Genomic DNA, 25,991 nt, shown 5'->3' with positions numbered 1-25,991 from the left:
TCAGCGGGCGAACTCTGTCGCCCGCGACTCCCGCACCACCGTGATCCTGATCTGCCCGGGATAGGTCAGCTCCTCCTCGACCTGCTTGGCCACGTCCCGCGCGATCACCTGGGCCTGGATGTCGTCGATGGCGTCCGGCTTCACCATGACCCGGATCTCCCGCCCGGCCTGCATGGCGAACACCTTCTCCACGCCCTCGTACGACTGCGCGATCTCCTCCAGCCGCTCCAGCCGCTTCACGTACGCCTCCAGCGACTCCCGCCGCGCGCCCGGCCGGCTGCCGCTGATGGCGTCGGCCGCCTGGGTGAGAACCGCTTCGACGGTCTTCACCTCGACCTCGTTGTGGTGCGCCTCGATGGCGTGCACCACGTCCTCCTCCTCGCCGTAGCGGCGGGCGATCTCGGCGCCGATGAGCGCGTGGCTGCCCTCGACCTCGTGCGTGAGGGCCTTGCCGATGTCGTGCAGCAGGGCGCACCGCTTGACCAGCCGCTGGTCCAGCTTCAGCTCGGCGGCCATGATGCCGGCGATGTGCGCGGACTCGATGAGGTGCTTCAGCACGTTCTGGCCGTAGGAGGTGCGGTAGCGGAGCTGGCCCAGCAGGAGCGTCAGCTCGGGGTGCATGTCCGTGATGCCCAGCTCGACGAGGGCGTCCTCCCCGGCCCGCGCGCAGAGGTCCTGGACCTCCTGCCGGCTGCGCTCGTGCGCCTCCTCGATGCGCTGCGGGTGGATGCGCCCGTCGAGGACGAGTTTCTCCAGGGTGAGCCGCGCGGTCTCCCGGCGTACCGGGTCGAAGCAGGACAGCAGCACCGCTTCGGGCGTGTCGTCGATGATGAGGTTGACGCCGGTCGTGGACTCGAAGGCGCGGATGTTGCGCCCTTCGCGCCCGATGATGCGCCCCTTCATCTCGTCGCCCGGCAGATGCAGCACGCTGACCACCGACTCGGCCGTCTGCTCGGCCGCCACCCGCTGCACGGCCAGCGTCACGATCTTGGTGGCGCGCTTCTCGCCCTCCTTGCGGGCCTGGCTCTCGATCTCCCGTACGATGAGCGCCGCCTCGCGCTTGGCCTGGTTCTCGATCTCCTTGACCAGCTCGGCCTTGGCCTGCTCGGCCGTCAGCCCGGTCACCCGCTCCAAGATGAGCCGCCGCTCGTCCTCCACCTGCAGCAGTTCCTCGCGCCGGCCGGCCAGCTCGATCTCCGTCTCCGCCAGCTTCCTGTCACGCTCGGACTGCCGGCGGGCCTCCTCGTCCAGCCGCTGCTCGCGCTCGGCCAGGCGGGCCTCGCGGCGTTCGAGGTCTGCGCGCAGCTCCTTGAGCTCGGTCTTGAGCACGCGGCTCTCCGCCTCGACCTCCTGCCGCATCCGCGCGGCGCTCTCGGCGGCCGCCTCGGACCTGCGCAGCATCTCCTCGGCGTCGACCTCCGCCTTCTGGCGGATCTCCCGAGCCTCCTCACGCGCCTGTTCGAGCTCCTCGTGCACGACCTGCACCTGCTCGGGACTCGGCCGCGCCACCCCTTCGGGTGCGGTGCCGGACGTGCGGCGTATGACGACGAGCAGCGCAACGATCATCCCGAACGCGAGCACGAGCACCGCCACCATCAGCACCACGACCAGCGGCCCCATGTGCGCCCCGCCCTCCTCGCGTCGTCAACACCCCATAACGCGGACCCAGACCATGGGAGGGGTCACAAGCACGCCACGCGAAGCCCGTACGGTGCCGGGATCGATATCAAGCCAAGACTGACCGGGCGTCGACCCGCACAGCCGACACCTCGCCCGCCTTCATCAACCACGCTCGTTCGTCCGTCGCTCACCGGTATGGCAATCCGCACTGCGCGGAGTAACTCCTCACTGCCGTCGAGGTTATGCGTCGAACTGGTCACGAGCAAGCAAACGAGTCGTCAAGCGTGTCTTACGGGCCCGCAACTCCCCATCGAGCCCAAGATCCCTCATGGATGCCGCAATCCCCCCTCGCCGCCCCGATCCCGTCCGGAGACGGGGCAGACGGGCGGCCGGCCACGTCCCTACGGAAAGCCATCGCCCTCCACATCGATGCCCTCCTCATCCAGCGCCTCCCGAATCACCCGATACGCCAGCCCCGAGGAGTACCCCTTGCGGGCGAGCATGCCGGCCAGACGGCGGGTACGGGTCTGCGGATCGAGAGAGCGGGTGGACGCCAGCTTGCGATCCACCAGCCGCCGAGCCGTCTCCGCCTCCTGATCGGAATCCAGGCGCTCCACAGCCTCCTTGACCGTGTCGTTGTCCACGCCCCGATGACGCAACTCGGCCGCCAGCGCACGCTTGGCCAGCCCACGCCCGTGATGCCGGGAATCGACCCACGCCTCGGCGAACGCCTCATCGTTGATCAGCCCCAACTCCGAGAACCGATCGAGAACCGCGTCGGCCGCCTCCTCCGGCACATCCCGCTTCCGAAGCGCCTCGGCGAGCTGAGCCCGCGTCTTGGGCGCCATCGTCAGGAGCCGAAGCACGATGGCCCGAGCCACCGACTCCGGATCCGCCGGAGGCGTAGACGCGGCCTGGCTCTCCTCATCGGGCCCATCCGGCAGCCACGAACGCCCCGCGCTCCGCCGCCCCTTACTACCGGCACGACGCCCGCCCCGCCGCCCTTTCCTCGCGCTGCCTCGCTGCCCATCCTCAGCCCCACCACCCAGCAGACTCCCACCCCAGTCCAGGGCACTGGAACCGTCAGCAGAGTGCCTTTCGCCGCCCCGATCCCCCGAAGCCCCTTCAAGAGCCTCCACGACAACACCCTCAGCAGCGCCTCCCTCCGTGGCCCCGCTGTCCTCAGCGCCACCTATCGTGGCGCCACCATCCGCAGCGCCACCGTCCCCCGCCACACTCCCGGTGGTGACGTCCTGAATGGTGATGCCGGGAGTGGTGACGTCCTGATTGGTGACACTTTGAGTGGTGACGCCCTGGGCAGTCACGCCTTGAGAGGTCACGTCCTTGAGGGTCACGCCCTGGGGGATCACATCCTGGACTGTCAGGCCCCGGGCGGTCACACCCTGGGCAGTCACATCTTGGAGCGTCATGCCCAGGGCATCCACATCCTGGGGAACCACGTCCTGGTGAGTCACACCCTGAGCAGCCACCTCCGGGGAGATCATGCCCTGACGGGTCACGCCCTGAGCAGCCACGCCCTGAGGGGTCACGCCCTGAGCAGCCACGCCCTGAGGGGTCACGCCCTGAGCAGCCACGCCCTGAGGGGTCGCGCCTTGAGCAGCCACGCCCTGGGGGGTCACGTCCTGAGCAGCCGCACCCTGGGCAGCCGCACCTTGAGGGGCCATATTCTGGGGCCTCGCGCCCTGGCGGATCACGCCCTGATTAGTCACACCCTGGAGGATCACATCATTCTCGGCGCTGCCCTCGGTGGCGACGCCACCCTCGGTGACGTCATCCTCGGTATCGGCGTCCTCCTCAGGGGACCCCGCTACGACGGTTTCCTCTGCGGAGCGCCGAGTAGTGGCGTTCTCGGCGGGATCATCCACGGCATCCTCTTCAGCGAGGTCCGCCGCCTGGTTCCCTTCGGCGGCATTCGCTGTCAGATCCTCGTGCGGGGGCTCCACCGCGATCTCCCGCACGGAGGGATACGCCGTCCCATGTTCCTGGGTTAGATCCGGCATGGTGCTGCCCTCAGCGAGATGCGCCGCTACGCCCCCTTCGAGGTGATCCGGCTGTGCATCCTCTTCGGCGGAATCCGCTGTGGCGTGTATCTCGAAGGGGTCGGCGGCGCTTCCCCCTGCCGGAGGAGTGCCTCCGCGTCCGGTCTCCCCTGGAAAACCGCCCGCTGCGGAAGGATCACCTATAGGGAGGCCGGAAGAGCCATCTGAAGGCGTATCCGAAGAGCTGCCGATCGGCACGTCGAGGACGTCAGCGGCCTCGTACGTGCGGGAACGGCCCTCAAGCTCCTGCGCCTCATCAGCCGATCCAGAGCCCTCCAGAACGAAGGGTCCCGGGCTGTCTGTCGTCGCGTGAGGACCATTCAGCGGCATGCCCAGCGGCCCCGCAGGGGAACGGCTGGACGGTATCTCGCGAGGCCCACCAGCAGACGTGTCGGCTGACGAGTCCTCCTGCGAAATCTCGCGCAGGCCGGCGGAGGCCATAGGCATGACGACGGGACTGGCCTCAGACGCAAGCCCAGCAGAATCGCCACCGCCCGAGGCGGCATCTCCCTCCAAAGAGTCCGCAGCGGGTGCTACGGCATCGACAGGAGAACCCCCAGGTAGCACAGGCTCTCCGTCGGAAGAGCCGGTGGAAGGTGCTGCTGGTGTGTTGGCGAAGAAGGGGTGGGTGTTTGAGGCTTCGCCGGGATTGTGGCTTGAAGCGTCACCGAAGAAGGACGTGGCGGCGGCCGCCGCACGGTCCCTGAAGGAGGCGGACGAGTGTGGTTCGTCCGCGAGGGTTGATGACCAGGCCCCAGCGGGGACCGACGGTGACCAGGCCCCGGTGGAGGTAGCGGGTGACCGGCCCTCGGTGGGAGTGGCGGACGACCAGGTCTCGGTCGGGGTAGCGGGTGACCGGCCCTCAGTGGGGGAGGCGGACGACCAGGCCCCGGTTGGGGTGGCTGGTGACCGGTCCTCGGCGGGGGCAGAGGGCGACCAGGTCTCGGTCGGGGTAGCGGGTGACCAGCCCTCGGCAGGGGCGGAGGGCGACCATCCCTCGGTGGGGGTGGCGGACGACCAGCCCTCGGCCGGGGTCGGGGGTGTGGGGTCGTCGGTGTGGGGGGTGGAGGTGCGGTCTTCGTCCTCGCGGGGGCGTCGCTTGGTGCGGCGGCGGGGCTTGGTGGCTTTGGCGCTGGCTGCGGGGGTTTTCCGGCGGGGAGTGTGCTGGTCGTCGGGGGCGTAGGCGGCGTTCTCCGGGTCCACCGGGCCGGAGATGGTGTCGGTGGAGGGCTCGGGCTGCTCCTCGCCGGGGTCGTGGGAGGGGTCCGAGGCGCGTTGGGCGAGGCGTTGGGCGCGCCACTCCTCCACGGAGGGCCAGCCGTCCGCGGCGGAGCGGGCCAGGTCACGGGAACTGGAACCGGAACTGGCCCGGGAACCGGAACGGGAACGAGGAGGGGTCGGTGAGTCAGTCACGGGTCAGGCCCCAGTGGTGCAGGGGTGGTCGGGCCAGGCGCCCCGCGGCCGGGGCGCCTGTGGCCAAGGCGTGTCACTCATGGGCGACGATCAGACGTCACCCGGCTTCGGAGTGGACTTCGAGCCGCGGCCCGAGGTGGCAGGCGCCGGAGCCGGAGCGGCGACGGGCTCGGCCGGGGCATCGAGGCGCGGGCCCACGCCCAGCTTGTCCTTGATCTTCTTCTCGATCTCGTTGGCCATGTCGGGGTGGTTGCGCAGGAAGTTGCGGGCGTTCTCCTTGCCCTGGCCGAGCTGGTCGCCCTCGTAGGTGTACCAGGCTCCCGACTTGCGCACGAAGCCGTGCTCCACGCCCATGTCGATCAGGCCGCCCTCGCGGGAGATGCCCACCCCGTAGAGGATGTCGAAGTCGGCGACCCGGAAGGGCGGGGCCATCTTGTTCTTGACGACCTTGACCCGGGTGCGGTTGCCGACCGCCTCCGTGCCGTCCTTGAGCGTCTCGATGCGGCGGATGTCCATGCGCACCGAGGCGTAGAACTTGAGCGCCTTGCCACCGGTCGTGGTCTCGGGGCTGCCGAACATGACGCCGATCTTCTCGCGCAGCTGGTTGATGAAGATGGCGGTGGTGCCGGTGCTGTTGAGCGCGCCGGCGACCTTGCGCAGGGCCTGCGACATGAGGCGGGCCTGGAGGCCGACGTGGCTGTCGCCCATCTCGCCCTCGATCTCGGCCTTGGGCACCAGGGCGGCCACCGAGTCGATGACGATGATGTCGACGGCGCCGGACCGGATCAGCATGTCGGCGATCTCCAGCGCCTGCTCACCGGTGTCGGGCTGGGAGACCAGCAGGGCGTCGGTGTCGACCCCCAGCTTCTTGGCGTATTCGGGGTCTAGGGCGTGCTCGGCGTCGATGAACGCCGCGATGCCCCCGGCCCGCTGGGCGTTGGCGACCGCGTGCAGCGCGATCGTGGTCTTGCCGGACGACTCCGGACCGTAGATCTCGACGATGCGGCCGCGCGGGAGGCCGCCGATGCCGAGCGCCACGTCGAGGGAGATCGACCCGGTGGGGATCACCTCGATGGGAGCTCGGGCGTCGTCGCCCAGGCGCATCACAGAGCCCTTGCCGAACTGCCGCTCGATCTGAGCGAGTGCGGTCTCGAGGGCCTTCTCGCGGTCGTTGATTGCCATGGGAACTCCCCCTGGAGGGTCGTGGTCCGATCAGTCGAGTGAAAGCTACGGCCTGCCACCGACATTTTCTGCGACTGCCGGGGAAGACGTGGCCCGGCGTTCTCCATGGTAGCCGAACGGCTGTTCGATCACAGCAGGAACACACGGGAGCCGGAAGGTTACCCGGAGCACGGCGGGAGCGGGCCCCTGATGATGTTCACGACCGTTCGCGACGGCGTGTTGTCATGCGCGGTGAGCTGGGGAGACTCACTGGAGGGGGCGACGGTTGGAGGCGGTGACGTGGCGAGCGGCTACACCGGTGAACGACGCGCCCATCTGCAGGCTCTCGCGGAGCTGCTGCCGGACCACGGACTGGTGAGCCGCATGGTCGGCGGCGACGAGCCGGTGCTGTGGGCGTGGCATCCGCGTACGGGCCGCCAGACGCTCGTCTTCGCCACCCCGTCGTCCGGCGGCTGGGTGTTCCTGTGGTCGCCGAAAGGTCAGGGCGACGCGGACGACCTCGGCCGTACGGCGGACGCGCTCCGGCAGACCCTGGACGCCACCCCCCAGGGCCAGGAGTGAGCGGCGTCAGCGGAGCTTGGACGAGACGTCCTCGACCTGGCACACCGCCCGCCAGACCGTCTTGGCGCTCTCGCCGTCGGCCAGGGCCTGCATCACGGTGCGCCCGCCCAAGGGGGCGATCACGTAGTCGCGGGCCCACGACTCGGCGTACGCCTCGCCGAAGTGCGCGTTCATACGTCGCCAGAATTCCGTAAGCCGCATGCCACCAAGTATGGAAGCGCCCAGGGGGTGGGTAGGACATCCCCATGCCAAAGACCCACAAGTCTTCACCCCCGAAGACACCCACGACAAAGGCCAACAGGGCCAGACGCCGCCGGCTGCTGTCGGCGTTACGTGACGCCGTCAAGAAGGAGAAGGCGGAGCGCGCGGAGCGGCACGCCGGCATCAGGCAGGCGCCACGGGCGGGCAAGCCGCGCACGCGCCGGCCCTCGCGGCGCTAGCCGCCCGACCGCACCCCGAGCCGCCGCTCAGCCAGACGGCTGACCCTCCAGAGCCGCCGCTCAGCAGGATGAACAGGGTCCGACCAGACGCAAGGCAGATGGTCGGCGCCCCGAGCAGACCCTCAGGCGGACGGCTGACGCTCCAAGCGGGCGGTCAGGCGGATGCGCGTCGGAGCGGGTGCCGAGGGTGCGGGTGACAGACACGTGCGGGGTCACAGCACCCGCGCGCCGTACATCTCACCGAGATGGTCGGCGAGCAGCTCCAGCCGCGCGCCGTCGGGGTCCTTGAAGTAAATGGAGGCGCCGCTCTCGATCTGGTGCGGCACGCCGGCCATCTCCAGTTTCCCGCGCAGGCGCTCCCACGTGGCCGGGTCCACGGAGATCGCGATGTGGTGGAGCCCTCCCAGCACCTCCTGGTAAGGACCGAGGTCGAGGCCGGGGAAGTCGAAGAAGGCGAGCAGGTTGCCGTTGCCGATGTCGAAGAAGAAGTGGCTGGAGCCCTTGTAGTCGCGGTTCTCGATGATCTCGGTGAGCGGGAACTCCAGCAGATCCTGGTAGAACTGGACGGTCCGCTCCACGTCCGACGAGAGCAGGGCGACATGGTGCAGGCCACGGGCGCTGCTCGACGGCCGGCGCGCTAACACGTGACGGCGCCTGATCTCGGCACGGCGGGCTTCGATGGCCGCGTGGTCAATGGTCACGGTCGCTGTATGTCCGCCAGGAGGCCCGCTCAACCACCCGCCGTCCGCACAATGCGTTTTCTGTCGGTGGCGCGAGGCAATATGGGCTGGTGAGCACGCTAGCCCAGTTCAGCCCGATGACCCAGCAGTGGTTCACGGGGGCGTTCGAGGCGCCCACGGCCGCCCAGGAGGGGGCGTGGGAGTCGATCGCGCGCGGCGACAACACGCTGGTCGTCGCGCCCACGGGGTCGGGCAAGACGCTGGCGGCGTTCCTGTGGTCGCTCGACCGGCTGGCCGCGCAGCCCCGTGATCCGGGGGCGGGCGGGGGCACGCGGGTCCTTTACGTCTCGCCGCTCAAGGCCCTCGCCGTCGACGTCGAGCGCAACCTGCGCGCGCCGCTGGCCGGGCTGAAGCAGACGGCGCGGCGGCTCGGGCTGCCGGTGCCGGAGATCTCGGTGGCGATCCGCTCGGGCGACACGCCCGCGGAGGACCGCAGGAGGTTCGCGGCCAAGCCGTCCGACATCCTCATCACCACGCCGGAGTCGCTGTTCCTGCTGCTCACCAGCCAGGCGCGGGAGGCGCTGCGCGGGGTCGAGACGGTCATCGTGGACGAGGTGCACGCGGTCGCCGCCACCAAGCGCGGCGCCCACCTGGCGCTCACGCTGGAGCGGCTGGACGTGCTGCTGGAGCGGCCGGCGCAGCGCATCGGCCTGTCGGCGACGGTGCGGCCGGTGAGCGAGGTGGCGGCGTTCCTGGGCGGGGCGCGGCCGGCCACGGTGGTGCAGCCGCCCGCCGACAAGCGGATCGAGGTCGAGGTCGTGGTCCCGGTCGAGGACATGACCGAGACCGCCGCCGGCCCCGAGGAGGGCGGCGACGGCGAGGAGCCGCGGGGCAGGTCGATCTGGCCGCACGTCGAGGACCGGTTGTTCGAGCTCATCGAGGCCCACAGCTCGACGATCGTGTTCGCCAACTCCCGTCGGCTGGCCGAGCGGCTGTGCTCGCGGCTCAACGAGCTGGCCTACGAACGTTCCCAGGGCATGGAGGCCGTCGACCTGTCGATCTGGGAGACGCCGTCCGACCTGCCGCGGCGCACCCCGGCCGAGGTCATGGCGCAGGCGGGCGGCACCAAGGGCGTCGTCACGGAGGTCGTACGCGCCCACCACGGCTCGGTGTCGAAGGAGGAGCGGGCGCAGATCGAGGAGGCGCTGAAGTCGGGCCGGCTGCCCGCCGTGGTCGCCACCTCCAGCCTGGAGCTGGGCATCGACATGGGCTCGGTCGATCTCGTGGCGTGCGTGGAGGCGCCGCCGAGCGTGGCGAGCGGCCTGCAGCGCATCGGCCGGGCCGGGCACCAGGTCGGCGCGGTGTCCAAGGGCGTGATCTTCCCGAAATACCGCGGCGACCTGGTGCAGACCGCCGTGGTGGCCGAGCGCATGCAAGCCGGCCACATCGAGGAGATGCGTTATCCGCGCAACCCGCTCGACGTGCTGGCCCAGCAGATCGTGGCCATGACGGCGATGGACGAGTGGACGGTCGACGAGCTGGAGTCGGTGGTCAAGCGGGCCGCGCCCTACGCCACGCTGCCGCGCACCGCGCTGGAGGCCACGCTCGACATGCTGGCCGGCCGCTACCCGAGCGAGGAGTTCGCCGAGCTGCGCCCGCGCGTCGTCTGGGACCGCGTCACCGGCACCCTCCAGGGCCGGCCGGGCGCGCAGCGGCTCGCCGTCACCAACGGCGGCACGATCCCCGACCGCGGCCTGTTCGGCGTGTTCCTGGTGGGCGAGCGGGCCTCCCGGGTCGGCGAGCTGGACGAGGAGATGGTCTACGAGTCGCGCGTGGGCGACGTGTTCGTGCTGGGCGCGACCTCGTGGCGGATCGAGGACATCACGGCCGACCGGGTGCTGGTCTCCCCCGCGCCTGGGCAGCCGGGCAAGCTGCCGTTCTGGCACGGCGACGCGCCGGGGCGGCCGGCCGAGCTGGGGCGGGCCATCGGGGAGTTCCTGCGCGAGCAGGCCAAGGGCGGCGCGGCCGAACGGCTGCGGGCGGCCGGGCTCGACGACTTCGCCGCGGGCAACCTCCTCTCCTACCTGGAGGAGCAGCGCCAGGCCACCGGCTACGTGCCCGACGACCGCACGCTGCTGGTCGAGCGGTTCCACGACGAGCTGGGCGACTGGCGGATAGTGATCCACTCGCCCTACGGCGCGCGGGTGCACGCGCCGTGGGCGCTGGCGATCAACCGGCGGCTGCGCGAGCGCTACGGCGTCGACGTGCAGGCGCTCCATTCCGACGACGGCATCGTGCTGCGCGTCCCCGACACGCTGGCCGAGCCGCCGGCCGACGTGGCGGCCTTCGACGCCGACGAGATCGAGCAGATCGTCACCGAGGAGCTGGGCGGCTCGGCGCTGTTCGCCTCCCGCTTCCGCGAGTGCGCGGGGCGGGCGCTGCTGCTGCCGCGCCGCACGCCGGGGCGGCGCAGCCCGCTGTGGCAGCAGCGGCAGCGGGCGGCCCACCTGCTGGGGGTGGCCTCGCAGTACGCCTCGTTCCCGATCGTGCTGGAGACGATGCGCGAGTGCCTGCAGGACGTGTTCGACGTGCCGGGGCTGGTGCGGCTCATGCGCGACATCGCCGCCCGCCGGGTGCGGGTGGTGGAGGTGGAGACCTCGCAGGCCTCGCCGTTCGCGGCGTCGCTGCTGTTCCACTACGTGGGCGCGTTCATGTACGAGGGCGACGCGCCGCTGGCCGAGCGGCGGGCGCAGGCGCTGGCCCTGGACACGTCCCTGCTGGCGGAGCTGCTGGGCCAGGCCGACCTGCGTGAGCTGCTCGATCCCGACGTCATCTCCGACGCCGAGCGCGAGCTGGCCCGGCTCGACCGGCCGCTGCGCGACGCCGAGGACCTCGCCGACCTGCTGCGCTCGCACGGGCCGCTGCTGGCGCCCGACGTCAGCGTACGCGGCGGCGATCCGGCCTGGCTGGAGGAGCTGGAGCGGGCGCGGCGGGCCATCCGGGTGCGCGTCGCGGGCGAGGAGCAGTGGGCGGCCGTCGAGGACGCCGGCCGGCTGCGTGACGCGCTGGGCGTGCCGCTGCCGGTGGGGGTGCCGCACGTGTTCCTGGAGCCGGTGCCAGATCCGCTGGCCGACCTGGTGGCGCGGCACGCCCGCACCCGCGGCCCGTTCCACGCCGGCACCGCCGCCGCCAGGTTCGGGCTCGGCGTGGCCGTGGTGACCGACGCCCTGCGGCGGCTGGCCGGGTCCGGGCGGGTGGTCAGCGGGGAGTTCCGGCCCGGCGGGCGGGGCGAGGAGTGGTGCGACGCCGGAGTGCTGCGGATGTTGCGGCGGCGGTCGCTGGCCCGGCTGCGCAAGGAGGTGGAGCCGGTCGCGCCGGAGACGCTCGCCCTGTTCCTGCCGGCCTGGCACGGCATCACGGGCGCCTCCGCCGACGGGCCGAGGGCGGGCGGTGACCGGCGGGGCGGCGCGACGGCGCGAGCCATGGACGCGCTGGTCCGGGCGATCGAGCAGCTCCAGGGGGCGGCCGTGCCCGCGTCGGCGCTGGAGAGCCTGGTGCTGCCCGCCCGGGTGCCCGGCTACCACCCGTCGTTGCTGGACGAGCTGACCTCGTCCGGCGAGGTGATGTGGGTGGGGCAGGGGTCGCTGCCCGGCGGCGACGGCTGGGTGTCGCTCTACTTCGCCGACACCGCGCCGCTGCTGCTGCCCGAGCCCGCCGAGATCACGATGACGGCGGTGCACGAGCGGGTGCTGGAGCTGCTGGGCGGCGGGGGCGCGCTGTTCTTCCGCGGCATCTCCGACCAGCTCGGCTCGCAGGACGACCAGACGCTGGTGTCGGCTCTGTGGGACCTCGTGTGGTCGGGGCGGATCTCCGGCGACACGCTGGCGCCGCTGCGGGCCACGCTCGGCACCGGGCGGCCCGCGCACCGGCCGGCGACGACCCGGCGGCGGCGGGCGGTGCTGCCCACGCGCAGCGGGCCGCCGACGGTGGCGGGGCGGTGGTGGCTGCTGCCCGCGCCCGCGGCCGACGCCACCCAGCGGGCCCAGGCCCAGGCCGAGGCGCTGCTCGAACGGCACGGGGTGGTGACGCGGGGGGCGGTCACCTCGGAGCGGCTGCCGGGCGGGTTCACGCCGGTCTACCAGGTGTTGCGGGCGTACGAGGAGAGCGGGCGGTGCCGGCGGGGCTACTTCGTCGAAGGGCTCGGGGGTGCGCAGTTCGCGCTGCCGGGGGCGGTGGACCGGATGCGCGCCATGGCGCCCGGCATCGCCCCGACGGCCGCCGGCGCCCCACCCCTCGACCCAGGCCCGGGGGGCGCTGGGTTCGGGTCCGGGGGCGGGCGGGAAGGTGCTAGGCGGGCTGTGGTGTTGGCGGCGGCTGATCCGGCCAATCCGTACGGCGCCGCGCTGTCGTGGCCGCAGCGTCCCGGCGACGCCGGTCACAAGCCGGGCCGTAAGGCGGGCGCGCTGGTGGTGCTGGTGGACGGGCATCTCGTCCTCTATGTGGAGCGCGGCGGCAAGACCCTGCTGTCGTTCGCCGACGACGAGCGGCTGCAGCCGGCCGTGGACGCCCTGGCCCTCGCCGTACGCGACGGCGCGCTCGGCAAGCTCACCGTCGAGCGCGCCGACGGGGCCTCGATCGGGGAGTCGCCACTGGCGGCGGCCCTGGAGGCGGCCGGGTTCCATCCCACGCCGCGTGGCCTTCGCCTGCGCGCCTGACCGAAGCTCCGCGGCAGGCCGGGGATCCGCGGCGGGCCGGGGATCCCCGGCGGGCCGGGCCTCCGCCGCAGGGCGGGTCTCCGCCGCAGGCCGAGCCTCCGCCGCAGGCCGAGCCTCCGCCGCAGGGCGGGGAAGCGATCACAATAGCCGGATGAGTTCCTTCCGCCGTTTACGGGCCGACCTCCTCACCGGCAAGAACCTGGAGATCTACCTCACGGCGCTGATCGCGCTGGCGGTGGGCGTGCTCGGCGTCTTCGACGTCGTGGACGCCAAGGTGGTGGGCGCGGCGACGCTGGCCACGCTCGCCCTCGTCGCGGTCAACGCGCTCGGCCCCCGCCATCAGGTGGCCGACCTGGAGGCGCGGGTCGCCGAGCTCAACCGCCTGGTCGAGGCCAGGCTCGCCGGCGACACGTTCCTGACCGCCGAGCGGAAGGGGCTCGCCGAGCAGGTGGGGCGGGCGCGTGACCTGCGTCTGGCGGGGGTGACGCTGAGCCGCACGGTGCGGGGGCACGTCGAGGAGCTGCGCAAGGCGCTGGAGCGGGGCGCGACGGTCAAGGTGCTGCTCATCGACCCGTCCGGCGGGGTGCCCGAGGAGGCGGCGCGGCGCAGCACGATCGCCGGGCGCGGCGAGGTCTTCGAGCACCGGGTCACCTCCACGCTTCACCTGCTGGAGGGGCTGGAGGGGGCGATCGAGGTGCGGTTCGTGCCGTTCGTGCCCGCGTTCGGGGTGGTGCTGCTGGATCCGGCGGACGACCACGGCGTCGCGTACGTGGAGCTGGGCACGCACAGCACGGCGGGCCGCGATCCGGTCTTCGCGGTGACGCGCCGCCGCGACCTGTTCTGGTTCGAGCACTTCACGGCGGAGTTCGAGCGCCTGTGGGAGGTGTCCAGGAAGCGGGAGCCAGATCAGGACGGCTGAAAATCTTGTATACGATAAGCCCGATATGACCGATCTGACGCTGGGCGCGGCCCATCGGACCTTGCGTGACGAGGTCACCGCGGAGCTGCGGCGCCGCATCCTGTCCGGCGAGCTGGCCCAGGGCGAACGGCTGGTCGAGGACCGGCTGGCCGCCGCGCTCGGCGTGTCGCGCAACCCGGTCCGCGAGTCCATCCGGGTGCTGGCCGCCGAGGGGTTCGTCGAGGTCGTCCCCCGTCTCGGGGCCACGGTCGCGCGCCTGTCCGCGGAGGAGGGCGAGGAGCTCTTCGACGTACGGATGGCCGTAGAAGGGCTGGCGGCGCGGCTGGCCGCGCGCAAGCGCACGCCGGAGTCGGCGCGGCGGCTGCGCGCGGTGCTGGAGCAGGCCAAGGACGCCGTCGAGAACGGCCAGGTGGAGCGGGTGGCCGACCTCAACACCGCCTTCCACCTGGCCGTGGGCGAGGCGGCGGGCAACGCCTACCTGCACCTGATGATGACGCCGATGTTGCAGCGGGCGCAGTGGGTCTTCAGCCGTACGGCGTCGGTGCGCGGGCCGCACTCCTGGACCGAGCACCTCGGGCTGTGCGAGGCGATCGTGGCGGGCGACGAGGACGAGGCGCAGGCCAGGGCGGTCGCGCACGTGGCCGCCGCCCGGCGCTCGTTCCTGTCCGCGATCGGCCGGACGGCCAAGCACCCGAACGATTGAGACGCCGGCCCTGTCGTATACAGTCTCCGAGCCGCCGGCCGGGGAGCGGGAAGAAGGAGAGACGTTGTTCACCACCAGGCCCGAGCTGACGGGCGACTTCGGCATGGTCGCGGGCACCCACTGGCTGGCCTCGGCCGCCGGCATGAGCGTCCTGGAGCGGGGCGGGAACGCCTTCGACGCGGCCGTGGCCGCCGGTTTCGTGCTGCAGGTCGCCGAGCCGCACCTGAACGGCCCCGGCGGCGAGGTGCCCATCCTGCTGTGGAGCGAGGCCGAGCAGCGGACGCACGTCGTGTGCGGGCAGGGCGTGGCCCCGGCCGCCGCGACCATCGAGCGCTTCCGCGAGCTGGGCCTGGACGTCGTCCCCGGCACCGGCCTGCTCGCCGCCACCGTTCCCGGGGCGTTCGGCGGGTGGATGCTCCTGCTGGAGCGGTGGGGCACCTGGCGGCTGGCCGACGTGCTCGCGCCCGCCATCCACTACGCCGAGCACGGCGTCCCCGTGCTGGAGCGCGTCTCGGCCACGATCACCGCGGTCGAGGACCTGTTCACGGCCGACTGGCCCACCTCGGCGGCCACCTGGCTGCCCGGCGGCCGGGTGCCCGAGCCGGGCTCGCGGCTGGCCAACCCCGTGCTCGCGGCCACCTACCGGCGGGTCGTCGCCGAGGCCGAGGCCGCCTCCGGCACCCGCGAGGGCCAGCTCGCCGCCGCCCGCCACGCCTGGTACGAGGGCTTCGTCGCCGAGGCGATCGCCGACTTCAGCGCCACGACCGCCTGGCGCGACAGCTCCGGAGAGGTGCACGGCGGCCTGCTGACCGGCGACGATCTCGCGGGCTGGAGCGCCACGACCGAGGAGCCGGTCAGCTTCGACTACCGGGGTCACACGGTGTACAAGACCGGCCCGTGGGGCCAGGGCCCGGTGTTCCTGCAGCAGCTCGCCCTGCTCGACGGCGTGGACCTGGACGCGATGGGCTACCTGAGCGCCGACTACGTCCACACGGTGACCGAGGCCGCCAAGCTCGCCTTCGCCGACCGCGAGGCCTGGTACGGCGACGCCGACGTGCCGCTCGCCGACCTGCTCGACCCGGCCTACAACGCCGCCCGGCGCGCGCTGATCGGTCCCCGGGCGAGCCTGGACCTGCTGCCCGGCTCCCCCGGCGGCCGCGAGCCCCGGCTGCCCGTCCTGCCCGGGGCCAGGGTGCCGGTCACGGAGGGCGTGGGCGAGCCCACCGTGGACACGGCCGGGCTGGAGCGGACGCTGCCCGACGGCCAGGTCCGCGGCGACACCTGCCACGTGGACGTCGTCGACCGCTGGGGCAACATGGTCTCGGCCACGCCGAGCGGCGGCTGGCTGCAGAGCTCCCCCACCATCCCGGCGCTGGGCTTCTGCCTGGGCACGCGGGCCCAGATGTTCTGGCTGCAGGAGGGGCTGCCCTCGTCGCTGCGGCCGGGGGCGCGCCCGCGCACCACGCTGTCGCCGTCGTTCGCGCTCAAGGACGGACGGCCGTGGCTGGCGTTCGGCACGCCGGGCGGCGACCAGCAGGACCAGTGGAGCGTGAACTTCTTCCTGGCGCTCGTCCACGGCGGCCTCAACCTGCAGGAGGCCATCGACGCCCCCATGTTCCACACCGAGCACTTCCCCAGCTCGTTCTTCCCGCGCGGCGCCCGGCCGGGCGTGCTGCACGTGGAGGAGCGGCTTGAGGCCGGCGTGGTGGCCGAGCTGCGGCGGCGCGGGCACGAGGTCGAGGTGCAGGGGCCGTGGTCGCTGGGCCGGCTCAGCGCGGTGGCCCGTGACGGCGGCTTCCTCAAGGCCGCCGCCAACCCGCGTGGCGCCCAGGGCTACGCCGCGGGCCGATGAGCCCGGCGGAGCTGCTCTTCCTGGCGGCGTCCGGCCTGCTGGCCGGGGTGGTGAACGCGCTGGCCGGCGGCGGCACGCTCGTCTCGTTCCCCGCCCTGCTGGCGTTGGGGTATCCGGGCCTGACCGCGTCCGTGACCAACGCGGTGGCGCTGTGGCCCGGCTATCTCGGCGGCGCCCTGGGCTACCGGGCCGAGCTGCGCGGGCAGCGGCGCAGAGTGGTGACGCTCGGGGCGACGGCGGTCACGGGCGCGGTGGCGGGCAGCGCGCTGCTGCTGGTCACGCCCGGCCGGGTGTTCGAGTCGATCGTGCCGTGGCTGGTGGGTCTCGCCAGCCTCGCGCTGCTGGCCCAGCCGTGGCTGCGCGCCCGTCTCGGCGGCGCGGCCGACGGACCGCCGAGCCGCCGGGTGTACGCCGGGGTGTTCCTCGGCGGGTGCTACGGCGCGTACTTCAACGGCGGCATGGGCGTGCTGCTGCTGGCCGTGCTCGGGCTGTTCCTGCACGACGGCCTGCACCGGGTCAACGCCGTACGGGCCGTGCTGGCGCTGGTGATCACCTCGGTGTCGGCGGTGGCGTTCTCGCTCTTCGCGGACGTGCGGTGGGGGGCGGTCGCGGTGATCGCGCCGGCCAGCCTCGCGGGTGGCTTCCTCGGCACCCGCGTGGCCAGACTGCTGTCGGCGAAGGTCCTGCGTGGCGTGGTGGTCGTCTTCGGCCTCGGTGTGGCCGTGGCGCTCGCACTCCAGTGAAAGCCTGGGTCTCAGGCGACGGTGGCCTCGATGAGGTCGTCCACCACGTCGTTCAGGTCGTGGCCGCGGGCGTGCACCCGCCGCTGGCGCATCGCGCCCGACCCCTTGCGCAGCAGCCGGTCCAGGCCCTCCTGCACGAAGGCCAGGTCACCCGCCTCGGCCAGCGCCGGGCGTACGTGCTCCAGCAGCCGCCAGGCCAGCACGCTCGCGGGCAGGCGGGTGCCGTCGCGCACGTCCACGCCCTCGCCCGCGAGGCCGTCCCTGGCCGCCCGCCAGTAGGCGGCGCGCAGCACCTCGGAGGAGACGGGCAGCCCGTGGTCGCCGCGGCGTACCGCTTCCAGTGAGGTCACCACCAGGGCGCGGACGAGGCCGATCAGTGTGAGGCTGTCGCTCACGTCGAGCGGCACGTCGGCCGCCCTGATCTCGACCGTGGGCAGGCTGGGCGAGGGACGGGTGTCCCAGTAGACCGTTTTCGGGTCGATGAGCGCCCCCGTGTCGTCGAGTGCCCGCACGGCCAGCTCGTAGTCGGCGTAGGAGGCGAAGTAGGGGGGCGCGCCCGCCACCGGCCACCGGCCCCAGGAGATCACTCTCCAGGAGGCGTACCCGGTGTCGCGGCCGGCGAAGAACGGCGAGTTGGCGGCCAGCGCGATCAGCGTCGGCAGCCAGCAGCGCACGTGGTTGCCGACGTAGACGGCGTGCTCGCGGTCGGGCACGTCCACGTGAACGTGGAGCGCGCAGATGGTGATCTCGTCCTGGAGCGCCCGGTAGGCCACCCTGCTCTGCAGGTAGCGGGGCACGTCGGTCAGCGGCGGCGAGCTCACGTCGCCGAGCACGGGGATGCCGCTGGCGACGATCGCGAGACCGCACGCCCGCGCGGCGTCGGCCACCTCCTTTCGTACGGCGCGCAGTTGCGAGCCGAGTTCGCTCAGGTCGGTGGAGGGGGGCGTACGGGCCTCCACCTGGAAACGGGTGATCTCATGAACCACGTCGGCCATCCCGGTGGTGGCGGCCAGGACATCGGTCGCCCGGGGAGAGACGTGGCGGGTGCGGGGATCGACGATGAGGTATTCCTCTTCGATCCCGATCAGCGGAATCATGCCTGCACCTCGTTGGGGGGAGTGAGTTCCGCAAGGAGTTGTGCCCCGGCGACAGCTCGCGGAAAACCTTCCCGACCCGAGGGCGTCAGGCGGTGAAACCTGTGGGGCCGTAGAGGGCGTGGGGCGCTCCTGTGGCGAGGGCCCAGTAGCGGTCGCCGTAGGACCAGTGCCACCACTCGGTGGGGTAGTTGACGAGGCCGGCCGGCTCCAGGACGGCGGCGAGGAGGTCGCGGTGCGCGCGGGCGTCGGCCGAGATGCCGGGGGCCGCGGTGTAGCAGGCGCCGGCGCTCTCCTCGGGGTTGTCGTTGACCTGGGTGCCCATGTCGTACTCGACGCCCTCGGGGTCGCACAGGGTGAGGTCGACGGCCGCGCCGGCGGTGTGCGGGGCCACGCTGACCGGGGAGACGTACCGGCTGGCGGCGACGTGGGCCTCCTCGACCGTCATGCCGGGATTGGCGGCCAGCAGCTCGTCGCGGTAGCGGGTGAAGTAGAGGGACTGGGTGGCGATCGGCCGGTAGCCCTCCACGATCAGCAGGTGGTAGCCGTCGGGCAGACCGGCCTCGGCGCGCTCCAGCCGCTCCAGCAGCCCGGCGCGCAGGTGCGCCCAGGCGCCGTCGGGGTCGGCCAGCCGCTCGTCCACCCGCAGCCGGCCGCGTACCTCGGCCAGCGGCTCGTCCGACTCCTGCACCGGGATGGCGGCCACCCGGGGGTCCGAGATGAGCACGACATCGTTCCTGGGGTCGTTCGGGGACTGCCACATGGGCAACGATTTTCACACAGTGTCGGAGAAGACCTGTTCCCGGGCCTGGTCCAGAGCGGCGACCAGGGCCCCGCGCAGCACGGGGTTCCCGGCCACCCTGGTGGTGACGACGGGGGGCCGGCTCGGGCACACGCGGGCCACGGCCTCCTGCACCTTCGCGGCCAGCCGCTCGCCGCCCGCCCGGCCGACGTCGCCGCTCAGCACGATCAGGCCGGGGTCGAGCACGACGGTGACCGCCGCCGCGCCCACGGCCAGCCGGCCGGCGACCGCGTCGAGGAAGTCCTCGCCGCCGTTGCGTACCAGGTCGGGTACGGTCGCCCCCTGCACGCCGTGCTCGCGGGCGAGGCCGCGCAGCGCGTCGTGGCCGACCAGGCGCTGGAAGGAGCCGGACTGCGGCTGGGAGACGTCGGCGGGCAGCGGCTCGCCGGGCACCGGCAGCCAGCCGATCTCGCCCGCGCCGCCGGTGATGCCGCGGTGCAGCCGGCCGTCCAGCATGACGCCGAGGCCCTGGCCGACGCCCGCCCAGATGACCACGAAGTCGTCGTGGCCGACGGCGGCGCCGTAGGTGTGCTCGGCGAGGGCGACCAGGTTGACGTCGTTCTCGATGGTGACGGAGGCGCCGAGGGTGCGGCGGAGGCTGGCGAGCACGCCGACGTGCCAGGCGGGCAGGTCGTACGACCAGCGCACGTCCCCGCTGACCGGGTCCACGACTCCCCTGGTGCCAATGACGAACGCCTTCAGCCGCTCCAGCCCGATGCCGGCGGTGCCGCAGGCGCGCTGCACGGCGGCGTGGACCGTGCGGACCGGGTCGCCGCCGTCGGCGGGGTTGACCGTGATCTCGACCACGATCCGGCCTGTGATGTCGGCCACACCGACCTTGAGGCTGTCGGGCAGCACCTCCAGGCCGGCGACGTAGGCGCTGGAGGGCACCACCCCGTACAGTGCGGCGTGCGGCCCCCTGCCGCCCGCCCGCTCCCCCGCGACCTCGACCAGCCCCCGCTCCTCCAGTCGAGCCAGGAGCTGACCTGCGGTTACCTTGGAGAGCCCGGTCCGCTCGCCCAGCTCGGCCCGGGTGAGCGGGCCGTCCACGAGGAGGAGCTCGAGTGCCGCGCGATCGTTCAACCGCCGCAGCAGCCGGGGAACCCCCGGGCTTCGACTCATTACCGCACCCCTCTCGTCACGAATGGCTAACGAGCGTTTCTTTTAAGAAAGTTTCTTGTTAGTTTAGCAGCGTCGTTCGGCATTTGACGATCAGCCTGGTGCGGACCGTAGGCCAGCACCCGGGAAGGGAGAACCCTGTGAGGATCGCGAAGATCACAGCCACTACGGTCACCACGGCCGCCCTGGCCCTGGGCCTGGCCGCCTGTGGCTCCGGCGAGGCGCCCTCCTCCTCACCGAGCGCCGCGGCCTCCGCCAGCGGCCCGAAGTTCGCCGGCAAGACGCTGAGCGTCTGGCGCCTCGGCGACAGCAACCCGGCCGCGGCCAAGTACATGGAAGAGCTGAACGCCGAGTTCAAGCAGCAGACCGGCGCCGAGGTCAAGCTCGAGTGGATCCCGTGGCCGCAGGTCGCCGACAAGTTCGCGGCCGCCGCCACCGGCTCGGGCCCGGACGTGACCGAGATCGGCAACGACCAGGTCCCGATGTGGCAGAGCCAGGACGCGCTCACCCCGATCACGGACATCGCCCGCGAGGGCGACCGCGCGCAGATCCCCGAGAACCTCTACGGCTACGAGACCGTGGACGGCGAGATCTACGCCGTGCCGTGGGGCGCCGGCGCCCGCGCCGTCCTCTACCGCAAGGACTGGTTCGAGGAGCTCAAGATCGAGGTCCCGAAGACCTGGGACGAGCTCGTCGCCGCCGCCAAGAAGATCCAGAAGGAGAAGGGCGAGGGGGTGGACGGCTTCGCCTTCAACGGCGGCTCCGACGCCAACCACCTGCTGGCCGCGTTCGCCTGGTCCGAGGGCGGCGACTTCGCCGTCAAGGAGGGCGACAAGTGGGTCGGCAAGCTCACCGAGCCCGGCTTCGCCAAGGGCTTCGAGACCTACACCGGCCTGGTGACGGGCGGCCTGTCCAGCAAGGCGAACCTCACGCTCAACACGGTCGACATCCGTAAGCGCTTCGCCAACAACAAGGTCGCGATGTACCTCACCGCGGGCTGGGACCTCCCCGGCATCGAGGAGGACTCGAAGGGCAAGCTGAAGAGCGACAAGCTCGCCTTCTTCCCGCTGCCCGCCAAGACCGGCGGCGTCGCCCCCTCCTTCTTCGGCGGCAACGACATCGCGCTGTGGGGCGGCACCAAGGAGGCCGACCTCGGCAAGGAGTACATCAAGCTGGCCACCAGCAAGACCTGGGCCGACCGCTACGCCAGCGAGGGCGGCCTGCTCCCGGTCTACCCGGACACCCTGGCCAAGCTTGAGGAGGACCCGGCGCAGGGCGCGTTCGCCCAGGCGTTCGCCAAGGCCCGCGCCTTCCCCGCCGACCCCAACTGGTCCGAGGCCGACGCCACCAAGATGGTGCTGCAGAACGCCGCGCGGGCCGTCATCGAGGGCAAGAAGGACGCCGGCGCCGCCCTCGCCGACGCCAACAAGGAACTCGAAGAGATCCTGAACCAGTGAGCATGGCGAACCCGACTACGGTCGCCCGGGACGGGGGCTCCTCCCCCGCCCCGGGTCACCGGCGCAGGAAGGAGAGCGGCCGCGGGCGGGCGAGCGGGCTGCCGGCGTGGAGCATCCCGTACGTGCTGCTCGTGCCCGGCCTGCTGGTGATCGCGGGGCTGCTGCTCTACCCGATGTTCCAGCTCGCGGTCATGGCCTTCCAGAAGGTGGGCCTGGCCCAGATCCGGGGCACCAGGCCGGCCGAGTGGGTGGGCCTGGAGAACTTCGAGAAGATTCTGTCCAACGACATCTTCTGGTCGGCGCTCCGCAACACCGTGGCCTTCGCCTTCGTCGCGGTCAGCCTCACGCTGGTCGTCGGCACCGCCGTCGGGGTGCTCCTGCACCGGCTCGGCAGGAAGATGTCGCTGTTCGTGGTGATCGGGTGCATGTTCGCCTGGGCGGTGCCGCCGGTGGCGCAGGGCGTCATCTGGCGCTCGCTCTTCGACGCCGAGGCCGGCATCGTCAACTGGGCGCTCGACCTGCTGCCCGACTGGCTGGCCGCGCCGCCCGACGGGCAGCGGAGCTGGGTCGGCACCCCCTGGCTCAACGACACCCTGCCCCTCTACATCGCGCTGGTCGTCTGCGTGGTGTGGGCCGGCTTCCCGTTCATCGCCGTGTCGGTGCTGGCCGGGCTCAAAGGCATCCCCGCCGAGCTGTACGAGGCGGCCAGGGTCGACGGCTCCGGGCCGTGGCGCACGTTCACCAAGATCACCCTGCCGTTGCTGAAGCCCGTCTTCGCCGTCCTGACGATCCTGTCGATCATCTGGGACTTCAAGGTCTTCAGCCAGCTCTACGTGCTGATGAACGGGCCCACCAACCGCGACGGCTTCAACCTGTCCATGTACGCGGTCGCCGAGGCGTTCAAGCCCCCGCAGAAGCTGGGCAGCGGCGCGGCGATCTCCGTCGTCCTGACGATCATCCTGCTCGTGATCACCGTCGTGTACGTCAGGCAGATCGTGAAGCAGGAGGAGATGTGACCCCGCTCGCCCGCAAGAGGCTCGGCAAGATCCTCCTCAACACGGCCGGCGTCCTGGTCTTCCTCTACGCCGTCTTCCCCGTCTACTGGATGGTGGCGACCGGCTTCAAGGAGAACGACCAGATCTTCACCACGGAGTTCGTCCCGTTCCCGACACACTTCACCTTCGATCACTTCGAGCGGGTGCTGACCGAGGGCGTCGCGAACAACTCCATCTGGCTCTACATGCGCAACAGCGCCATCGTGGCGCTCGGGACGGTGCTCATCGGCTCGGCCTTCGCCCTGCTGTCGGCCACCGCCATCGCCCGCTTCCGCTTCAAGGGCCGCGGCGTGTTCCTCGTCGTGCTGCTGGTCGTGCAGATGCTGCCGGCCGAGGGGCTGCTCATCCCGCTCTACATGATGGTCAAGCGGGTGGGGCTCGGCGACAACTTCATCGGGCTGATCGTCACCCAGGTCGCGCTCACGCTGCCGTTCGGCGTGTGGATGCTCCGCACGTTCGTCGCGGCGGTCCCCAAGTCGCTGGAGGAGGCGGCCTGGATCGACGGCGCGGGGCGCATGCAGACCTTCTGGAAGGTGCTCTTCCCGCTGGTCGCGCCCGGCCTGGTGGCGACGAGCATCTTCTCGTTCATCACCGCGTGGAACGACCTCGTCTTCGCCCTCTACCTGATGTCGGAGTCCGAGGGCTACACGATGCCCGTCGCCCTGCAGTACTTCTTCGGCCAGAAGGGCGTCGACTGGGGGGCGATCATGGCCGGATCCACCCTGATGACGATCCCGGTCGTCGTCTTCTTCCTGCTCGTGCAGCGCCGCATGGTCTCCGGCCTGGTCGCCGGGGCCGTCAAGGGCTGACGCGACACATCCCCGCACGGCGCCGCCGGCGCCGTGCACGACCCTGCCCATTTTCACTGCCCATCTTCCACTTGATGAGGAGCCATGAGTCAGAGTGATCGGGGGCTGCGCCGCCTGGCGGCCGGCACACTGCTCGTCGCCTTCCAGGGCACCGAGGCGCCCGACTGGGTGCTGCGCGAGCTGGAGCACGGCCTGGGCGGCGTGACGCTCTTCGGGTTCAACGTGGCCGACCACGGCCAGGTGAGGGAGCTGACCACCGCGCTGCGGGGAGCCGGTGAGCCCGTCATCTCCCTGGACGAGGAGGGCGGCGACGTCACGCGGCTCGCCTACCACGTCGGCAGCCCGTACCCGGGCAACGCGGCGCTCGGGGCGGTGGACGACCCCGGGCTGACCCGCAGCGTCTACCGGGCCATCGCCGCCGAGCTGGCCTCGTGCGGCATCAACCTCGACATGGCGCCGAGCGCGGACGTCAACACCGAGGCCGACAACCCGGTGATCGGCACCCGCTCGTTCGGCGCGGACGCCGCCCTGGTGGCCCGGCACACCGTGGCCGCCGTGGAGGGCCTGCAGTCGCTGCGCGTGGCCGCCTGCGTCAAGCACTTCCCCGGCCACGGCGCCACCCGCGTGGACTCGCACCTGGCGATCCCGGTCGTGGACGTGGGCCTCGACGTGCTGCGCGAGCGGGAGCTCGCCCCGTTCCGCGCGGCCGTGACGGCGGGGGCGAAGTCGGTGATGACCGCGCACGTCGCCGTGCCGGCCGTGACGGGCGACTCGCCCGCGACGCTGTCCGGCGCGGCGCTGACCGGGCTCCTCAGGGGCGAGCTCGGTTTCGACGGCGTGGTCGTCACCGACGCCCTGGACATGCACGCCATCACCCGCAGCGTCGGCCTCGCCGGGGGCGCGGTGCTGACCCTCGCGGCCGGGGCCGACCTGCTGTGCCTCGGGCCGCTGCCCGTCTACGACGACGTGCAGGCGATCATCGCCGAGATCGTCTCGGCGGTGCGCGAGGGCCGGCTGGCGGGCGAGCGGCTGGAGGAGGCCGCGGCGCGGGTGGCCGCGCTGCGGGAGTGGTTCGGCGGCGACCGCGAGATGTCGGCCGAGCGCAACGTCGTGGGCCTGCACGCGGCCCGCCGCGCCGTACGGCTGAGCGGCGTCCCCGAGCCCCTGGTCGAGCCCCTGGTGGTCGAGGTGGACACCCCGCCGACGATCGCCGTGGGCGACGTGCCGTGGGGCGTGGGGCCGTGGCTGCCCGAGGCGGAGGTCGTCCGCGTCGAGCCGTCGGCCGCCGACGCGTCCGCGCTGCTGGCCAAGGCCGCCGGACGGTCCCTGGTCGTCGTGGTCAAGGACGCCCACCGTCACCCCGCGAGCCGGGACCTGGTCTCGGCGCTGGTGACGGCCCGGCCGGACACGACCGTCATCGAGATGGGGCTGCCGGTGTGGCGGCCGGACAGCGCCGCCTACATCGCGACGTACGGGGCCGCCCGCGCCAACGCCCAGGCGGCCGTGGAGCTCCTCCAGACCGCCTGACTCAGGAGGCCAGCAGCTCCTCGCGGGCCTGGTCGAGCGCGGCCAGCACGGCGCCGCGCAGCACCGGGTTGCCCTCGGTCACCGTGGTGGTGCCCACCTGGGGCCGGACCGGGCAGATGCGGGCCACGGCCTCCTCCACCCGGGACGCGAGCGCGTCGCCGCCCGCCTGCCCGACCTCCCCGGCCAGCACCACGAGGCCGGGGTCGAGGATCACGCACACGGCGGCCACGCCGAGCGCGAGCCGCTGGGCGATCTCGTCGAGCAGCGGCTCGCCCCGCGTGCCCGCGGCCATCGCGACCCTCACGCACTCGCCGGCGCTGCTGGCCGCGAAGCCGTAGCCCTGGGCCAGCTCGGCCACCGCCTCGGCGCTGACCAGCGACTGCAGGCCGCCCGCCAGCGACGGCAGCCGCCCCGGCTCGGTGCGGATGTCCTCCGGCAGCGGCACCCCGGGCACCGGCAGGTAGCCGATCTCGCCCGCGCTGCCGGAACGCCCCCGGTGCAGCCGGCCGCCGAGCATGACCGCCAGGCCGAGGCCGCGGCTGGCCCACAGCAGCACGAAGTCGTCCACGCCCTGGGCAACCCCGTCGGCGCGCTCGGCGATGGCGGCGAGGTTGACGTCGTTCTCGATCGTCACCTCGCGCCGCAGGTCGCCGGCGAGCGCCCCGTGGATGCCCTCGTGCCAGCCGGGCAGGTCGAAGGAGAAGCGCACGTCGCCGCTGCGCGGATCGACCACGCCGGGGGTGCCGATCACCACGCCGCGCAGCCTGCTCAGCCCGACCTTGGCGCCGCGGCAGGCCTTGACGATGGCCTCGTGCACGGCGGCGACCGGGTCCTCGTGGCCCTTCGGGTCGACGGTGATCTCGGTGATGGTGTGGCCGTGGATGTCGGCGACGGCCGAGGAGATGCGTTCGGGGCCGACCTCCAGGCCGGCGACGTACGCGCTGGAGGGGATCACCGAGTAGAGGGCCGCGTTGGGCCCCCGCCCGCCGGCCTGGGTGCCGACGACCTCGACCAGGCCGCGCTCCTCCAGCCTGGACAGCGTCTGCGAGGCCGTGACCTTGGACAGGCCGGTCAGGTCGCCGATCTGGCCGCGGGTCATGGGACCGGTGGCCAGCAGCAGTTCGAGCGCGGCCCGGTCGTTGATCTCCCTCAGCAGCCTGGGCACACCTGGGCGTCGCTCCACCACGCTGAATCCCCACCGTCGGTCCACTGCGAATCGGTCACTTCGCATCGGTCACTG

At 72.3% G+C, this 25,991-nt stretch carries 20 protein-coding genes; 11 read left to right on the top strand and 9 right to left on the bottom strand.

All coding sequences use genetic code 11. From position 1 onward, the window contains the following. The 3 genes from rny to recA all read right to left on the bottom strand — a co-directional run bounded on the left by rny (nucleotide 1) and on the right by recA (nucleotide 6,275). Nucleotides 1-1,620, bottom strand: a complete 1,620-nt coding sequence (gene rny / locus AC27IY_RS23025) for a ribonuclease Y (protein WP_449943050.1) — start codon at nucleotides 1,618-1,620, stop codon at nucleotides 1-3. A gap of 401 nt (nucleotides 1,621-2,021) precedes the next feature. After that, on the bottom strand, nucleotides 2,022-3,599 hold the full coding sequence (gene recX / locus AC27IY_RS23020) for a recombination regulator RecX (protein WP_487179130.1): 1,578 nt from the start codon (nucleotides 3,597-3,599) through the stop codon (nucleotides 2,022-2,024). A 1,584-nt stretch (nucleotides 3,600-5,183) separates the two neighbouring features. Further along, nucleotides 5,184-6,275 (bottom strand): recombinase RecA, encoded by a 1,092-nt coding sequence (gene recA, locus AC27IY_RS23015; RefSeq protein ID WP_344204974.1) that lies wholly within the window; start codon nucleotides 6,273-6,275, stop codon nucleotides 5,184-5,186. A gap of 279 nt (nucleotides 6,276-6,554) precedes the next feature. Between recA and AC27IY_RS23010 the strand changes: the two genes are divergently transcribed. Continuing rightward, complete coding sequence (locus tag AC27IY_RS23010; protein ID WP_487179129.1) at nucleotides 6,555-6,836, top strand: hypothetical protein; 282 nt, start codon at nucleotides 6,555-6,557, stop codon at nucleotides 6,834-6,836. Between the two features lie 6 nt (nucleotides 6,837-6,842). Here AC27IY_RS23010 and AC27IY_RS23005 read toward each other — a convergent pair whose 3' ends face one another. Beyond that, a complete protein-coding gene (locus AC27IY_RS23005; protein ID WP_026214037.1) occupies nucleotides 6,843-7,037 on the bottom strand; it encodes a DUF3046 domain-containing protein in 195 nt (64 codons plus the stop codon). 44 nt (nucleotides 7,038-7,081) lie between these two features. Here AC27IY_RS23005 and AC27IY_RS23000 point away from each other — a divergent pair, with 44 nt between their 5' ends. Next, complete coding sequence (locus tag AC27IY_RS23000) at nucleotides 7,082-7,276, top strand: hypothetical protein (RefSeq protein ID WP_329583084.1); 195 nt, start codon at nucleotides 7,082-7,084, stop codon at nucleotides 7,274-7,276. A 212-nt stretch (nucleotides 7,277-7,488) separates the two neighbouring features. Here the strand turns inward: AC27IY_RS23000 and AC27IY_RS22995 are convergent, their stop codons facing one another. Next, on the bottom strand, nucleotides 7,489-7,977 hold the full coding sequence (locus AC27IY_RS22995; protein WP_344204977.1) for a VOC family protein: 489 nt from the start codon (nucleotides 7,975-7,977) through the stop codon (nucleotides 7,489-7,491). Between the two features lie 116 nt (nucleotides 7,978-8,093). Between AC27IY_RS22995 and AC27IY_RS22990 the strand changes: the two genes are divergently transcribed. The 5 genes from AC27IY_RS22990 to AC27IY_RS22970 all read left to right on the top strand — a co-directional run bounded on the left by AC27IY_RS22990 (nucleotide 8,094) and on the right by AC27IY_RS22970 (nucleotide 16,888). Continuing rightward, the gene (locus AC27IY_RS22990) at nucleotides 8,094-12,671 is read left to right on the top strand and encodes an ATP-dependent helicase (RefSeq protein ID WP_487179200.1); all 4,578 of its coding nucleotides are present in this window, start codon (nucleotides 8,094-8,096) and stop codon (nucleotides 12,669-12,671) included. A gap of 151 nt (nucleotides 12,672-12,822) precedes the next feature. Further along, nucleotides 12,823-13,590 (top strand): hypothetical protein, encoded by a 768-nt coding sequence (locus tag AC27IY_RS22985; RefSeq protein WP_487179128.1) that lies wholly within the window; start codon nucleotides 12,823-12,825, stop codon nucleotides 13,588-13,590. Between the two features lie 25 nt (nucleotides 13,591-13,615). Continuing rightward, nucleotides 13,616-14,293: a GntR family transcriptional regulator gene (locus tag AC27IY_RS22980; RefSeq protein WP_364450991.1), complete on the top strand. Its 678-nt coding sequence runs from the start codon at nucleotides 13,616-13,618 to the stop codon at nucleotides 14,291-14,293. A 103-nt stretch (nucleotides 14,294-14,396) separates the two neighbouring features. After that, entirely contained in the window at nucleotides 14,397-16,145 is a 1,749-nt protein-coding gene (locus AC27IY_RS22975) for a gamma-glutamyltransferase family protein (RefSeq protein WP_487179199.1), read from the top strand. Then, entirely contained in the window at nucleotides 16,142-16,888 is a 747-nt protein-coding gene (locus tag AC27IY_RS22970) for a sulfite exporter TauE/SafE family protein (protein ID WP_487179127.1), read from the top strand. The genes AC27IY_RS22975 and AC27IY_RS22970 overlap by 4 nt, the downstream gene beginning before the upstream one ends. An 11-nt stretch (nucleotides 16,889-16,899) precedes the next feature. Here AC27IY_RS22970 and AC27IY_RS22965 read toward each other — a convergent pair whose 3' ends face one another. The 3 genes from AC27IY_RS22965 to AC27IY_RS22955 form a co-directional block, all read right to left on the bottom strand. Continuing rightward, nucleotides 16,900-17,985, bottom strand: a complete 1,086-nt coding sequence (locus AC27IY_RS22965) for a carboxylate-amine ligase (protein ID WP_344204985.1) — start codon at nucleotides 17,983-17,985, stop codon at nucleotides 16,900-16,902. Nucleotides 17,986-18,070: 85 nt separating this feature from the next. Further along, nucleotides 18,071-18,745, bottom strand: a complete 675-nt coding sequence (locus AC27IY_RS22960) for a M15 family metallopeptidase (RefSeq protein ID WP_344204986.1) — start codon at nucleotides 18,743-18,745, stop codon at nucleotides 18,071-18,073. A gap of 12 nt (nucleotides 18,746-18,757) precedes the next feature. Further along, the gene (locus AC27IY_RS22955; RefSeq protein WP_344204987.1) at nucleotides 18,758-19,906 is read right to left on the bottom strand and encodes an ROK family transcriptional regulator; all 1,149 of its coding nucleotides are present in this window, start codon (nucleotides 19,904-19,906) and stop codon (nucleotides 18,758-18,760) included. A 137-nt stretch (nucleotides 19,907-20,043) separates the two neighbouring features. On the opposite strand from AC27IY_RS22955, the gene AC27IY_RS22950 reads away from it, so the two are divergent. The 4 genes from AC27IY_RS22950 (at nucleotide 20,044) to AC27IY_RS22935 (ending at nucleotide 24,751) form a co-directional block, all read left to right on the top strand. Then, on the top strand, nucleotides 20,044-21,360 hold the full coding sequence (locus AC27IY_RS22950; protein ID WP_371251177.1) for an extracellular solute-binding protein: 1,317 nt from the start codon (nucleotides 20,044-20,046) through the stop codon (nucleotides 21,358-21,360). Between the two features lie 2 nt (nucleotides 21,361-21,362). Next, nucleotides 21,363-22,376, top strand: coding sequence for a carbohydrate ABC transporter permease (locus AC27IY_RS22945; RefSeq protein WP_371251178.1), 1,014 nt, complete (start codon nucleotides 21,363-21,365; stop codon nucleotides 22,374-22,376). Further along, on the top strand, nucleotides 22,373-23,224 hold the full coding sequence (locus AC27IY_RS22940) for a carbohydrate ABC transporter permease (protein ID WP_364450976.1): 852 nt from the start codon (nucleotides 22,373-22,375) through the stop codon (nucleotides 23,222-23,224). Before AC27IY_RS22945 ends, AC27IY_RS22940 begins: the two co-directional genes overlap by 4 nt. An 84-nt stretch (nucleotides 23,225-23,308) precedes the next feature. After that, nucleotides 23,309-24,751: a glycoside hydrolase family 3 protein gene (locus AC27IY_RS22935; RefSeq protein WP_487179126.1), complete on the top strand. Its 1,443-nt coding sequence runs from the start codon at nucleotides 23,309-23,311 to the stop codon at nucleotides 24,749-24,751. 1 nt (nucleotide 24,752) lies between these two features. Here AC27IY_RS22935 and AC27IY_RS22930 read toward each other — a convergent pair whose 3' ends face one another. Continuing rightward, nucleotides 24,753-25,934 carry an ROK family transcriptional regulator gene (locus AC27IY_RS22930; RefSeq protein ID WP_423445590.1) on the bottom strand — a complete coding sequence of 394 codons (1,182 nt, stop codon included), beginning with the start codon at nucleotides 25,932-25,934 and terminating at the stop codon, nucleotides 24,753-24,755. Nucleotides 25,935-25,991 lie beyond the last annotated feature (57 nt).

The sequence above is a fragment of the Nonomuraea sp. B208 genome (assembly GCF_057536035.1).
Note: the sequence above shows the minus strand (reverse complement) of the source record. Positions and strands in the feature narration are given on the sequence as shown.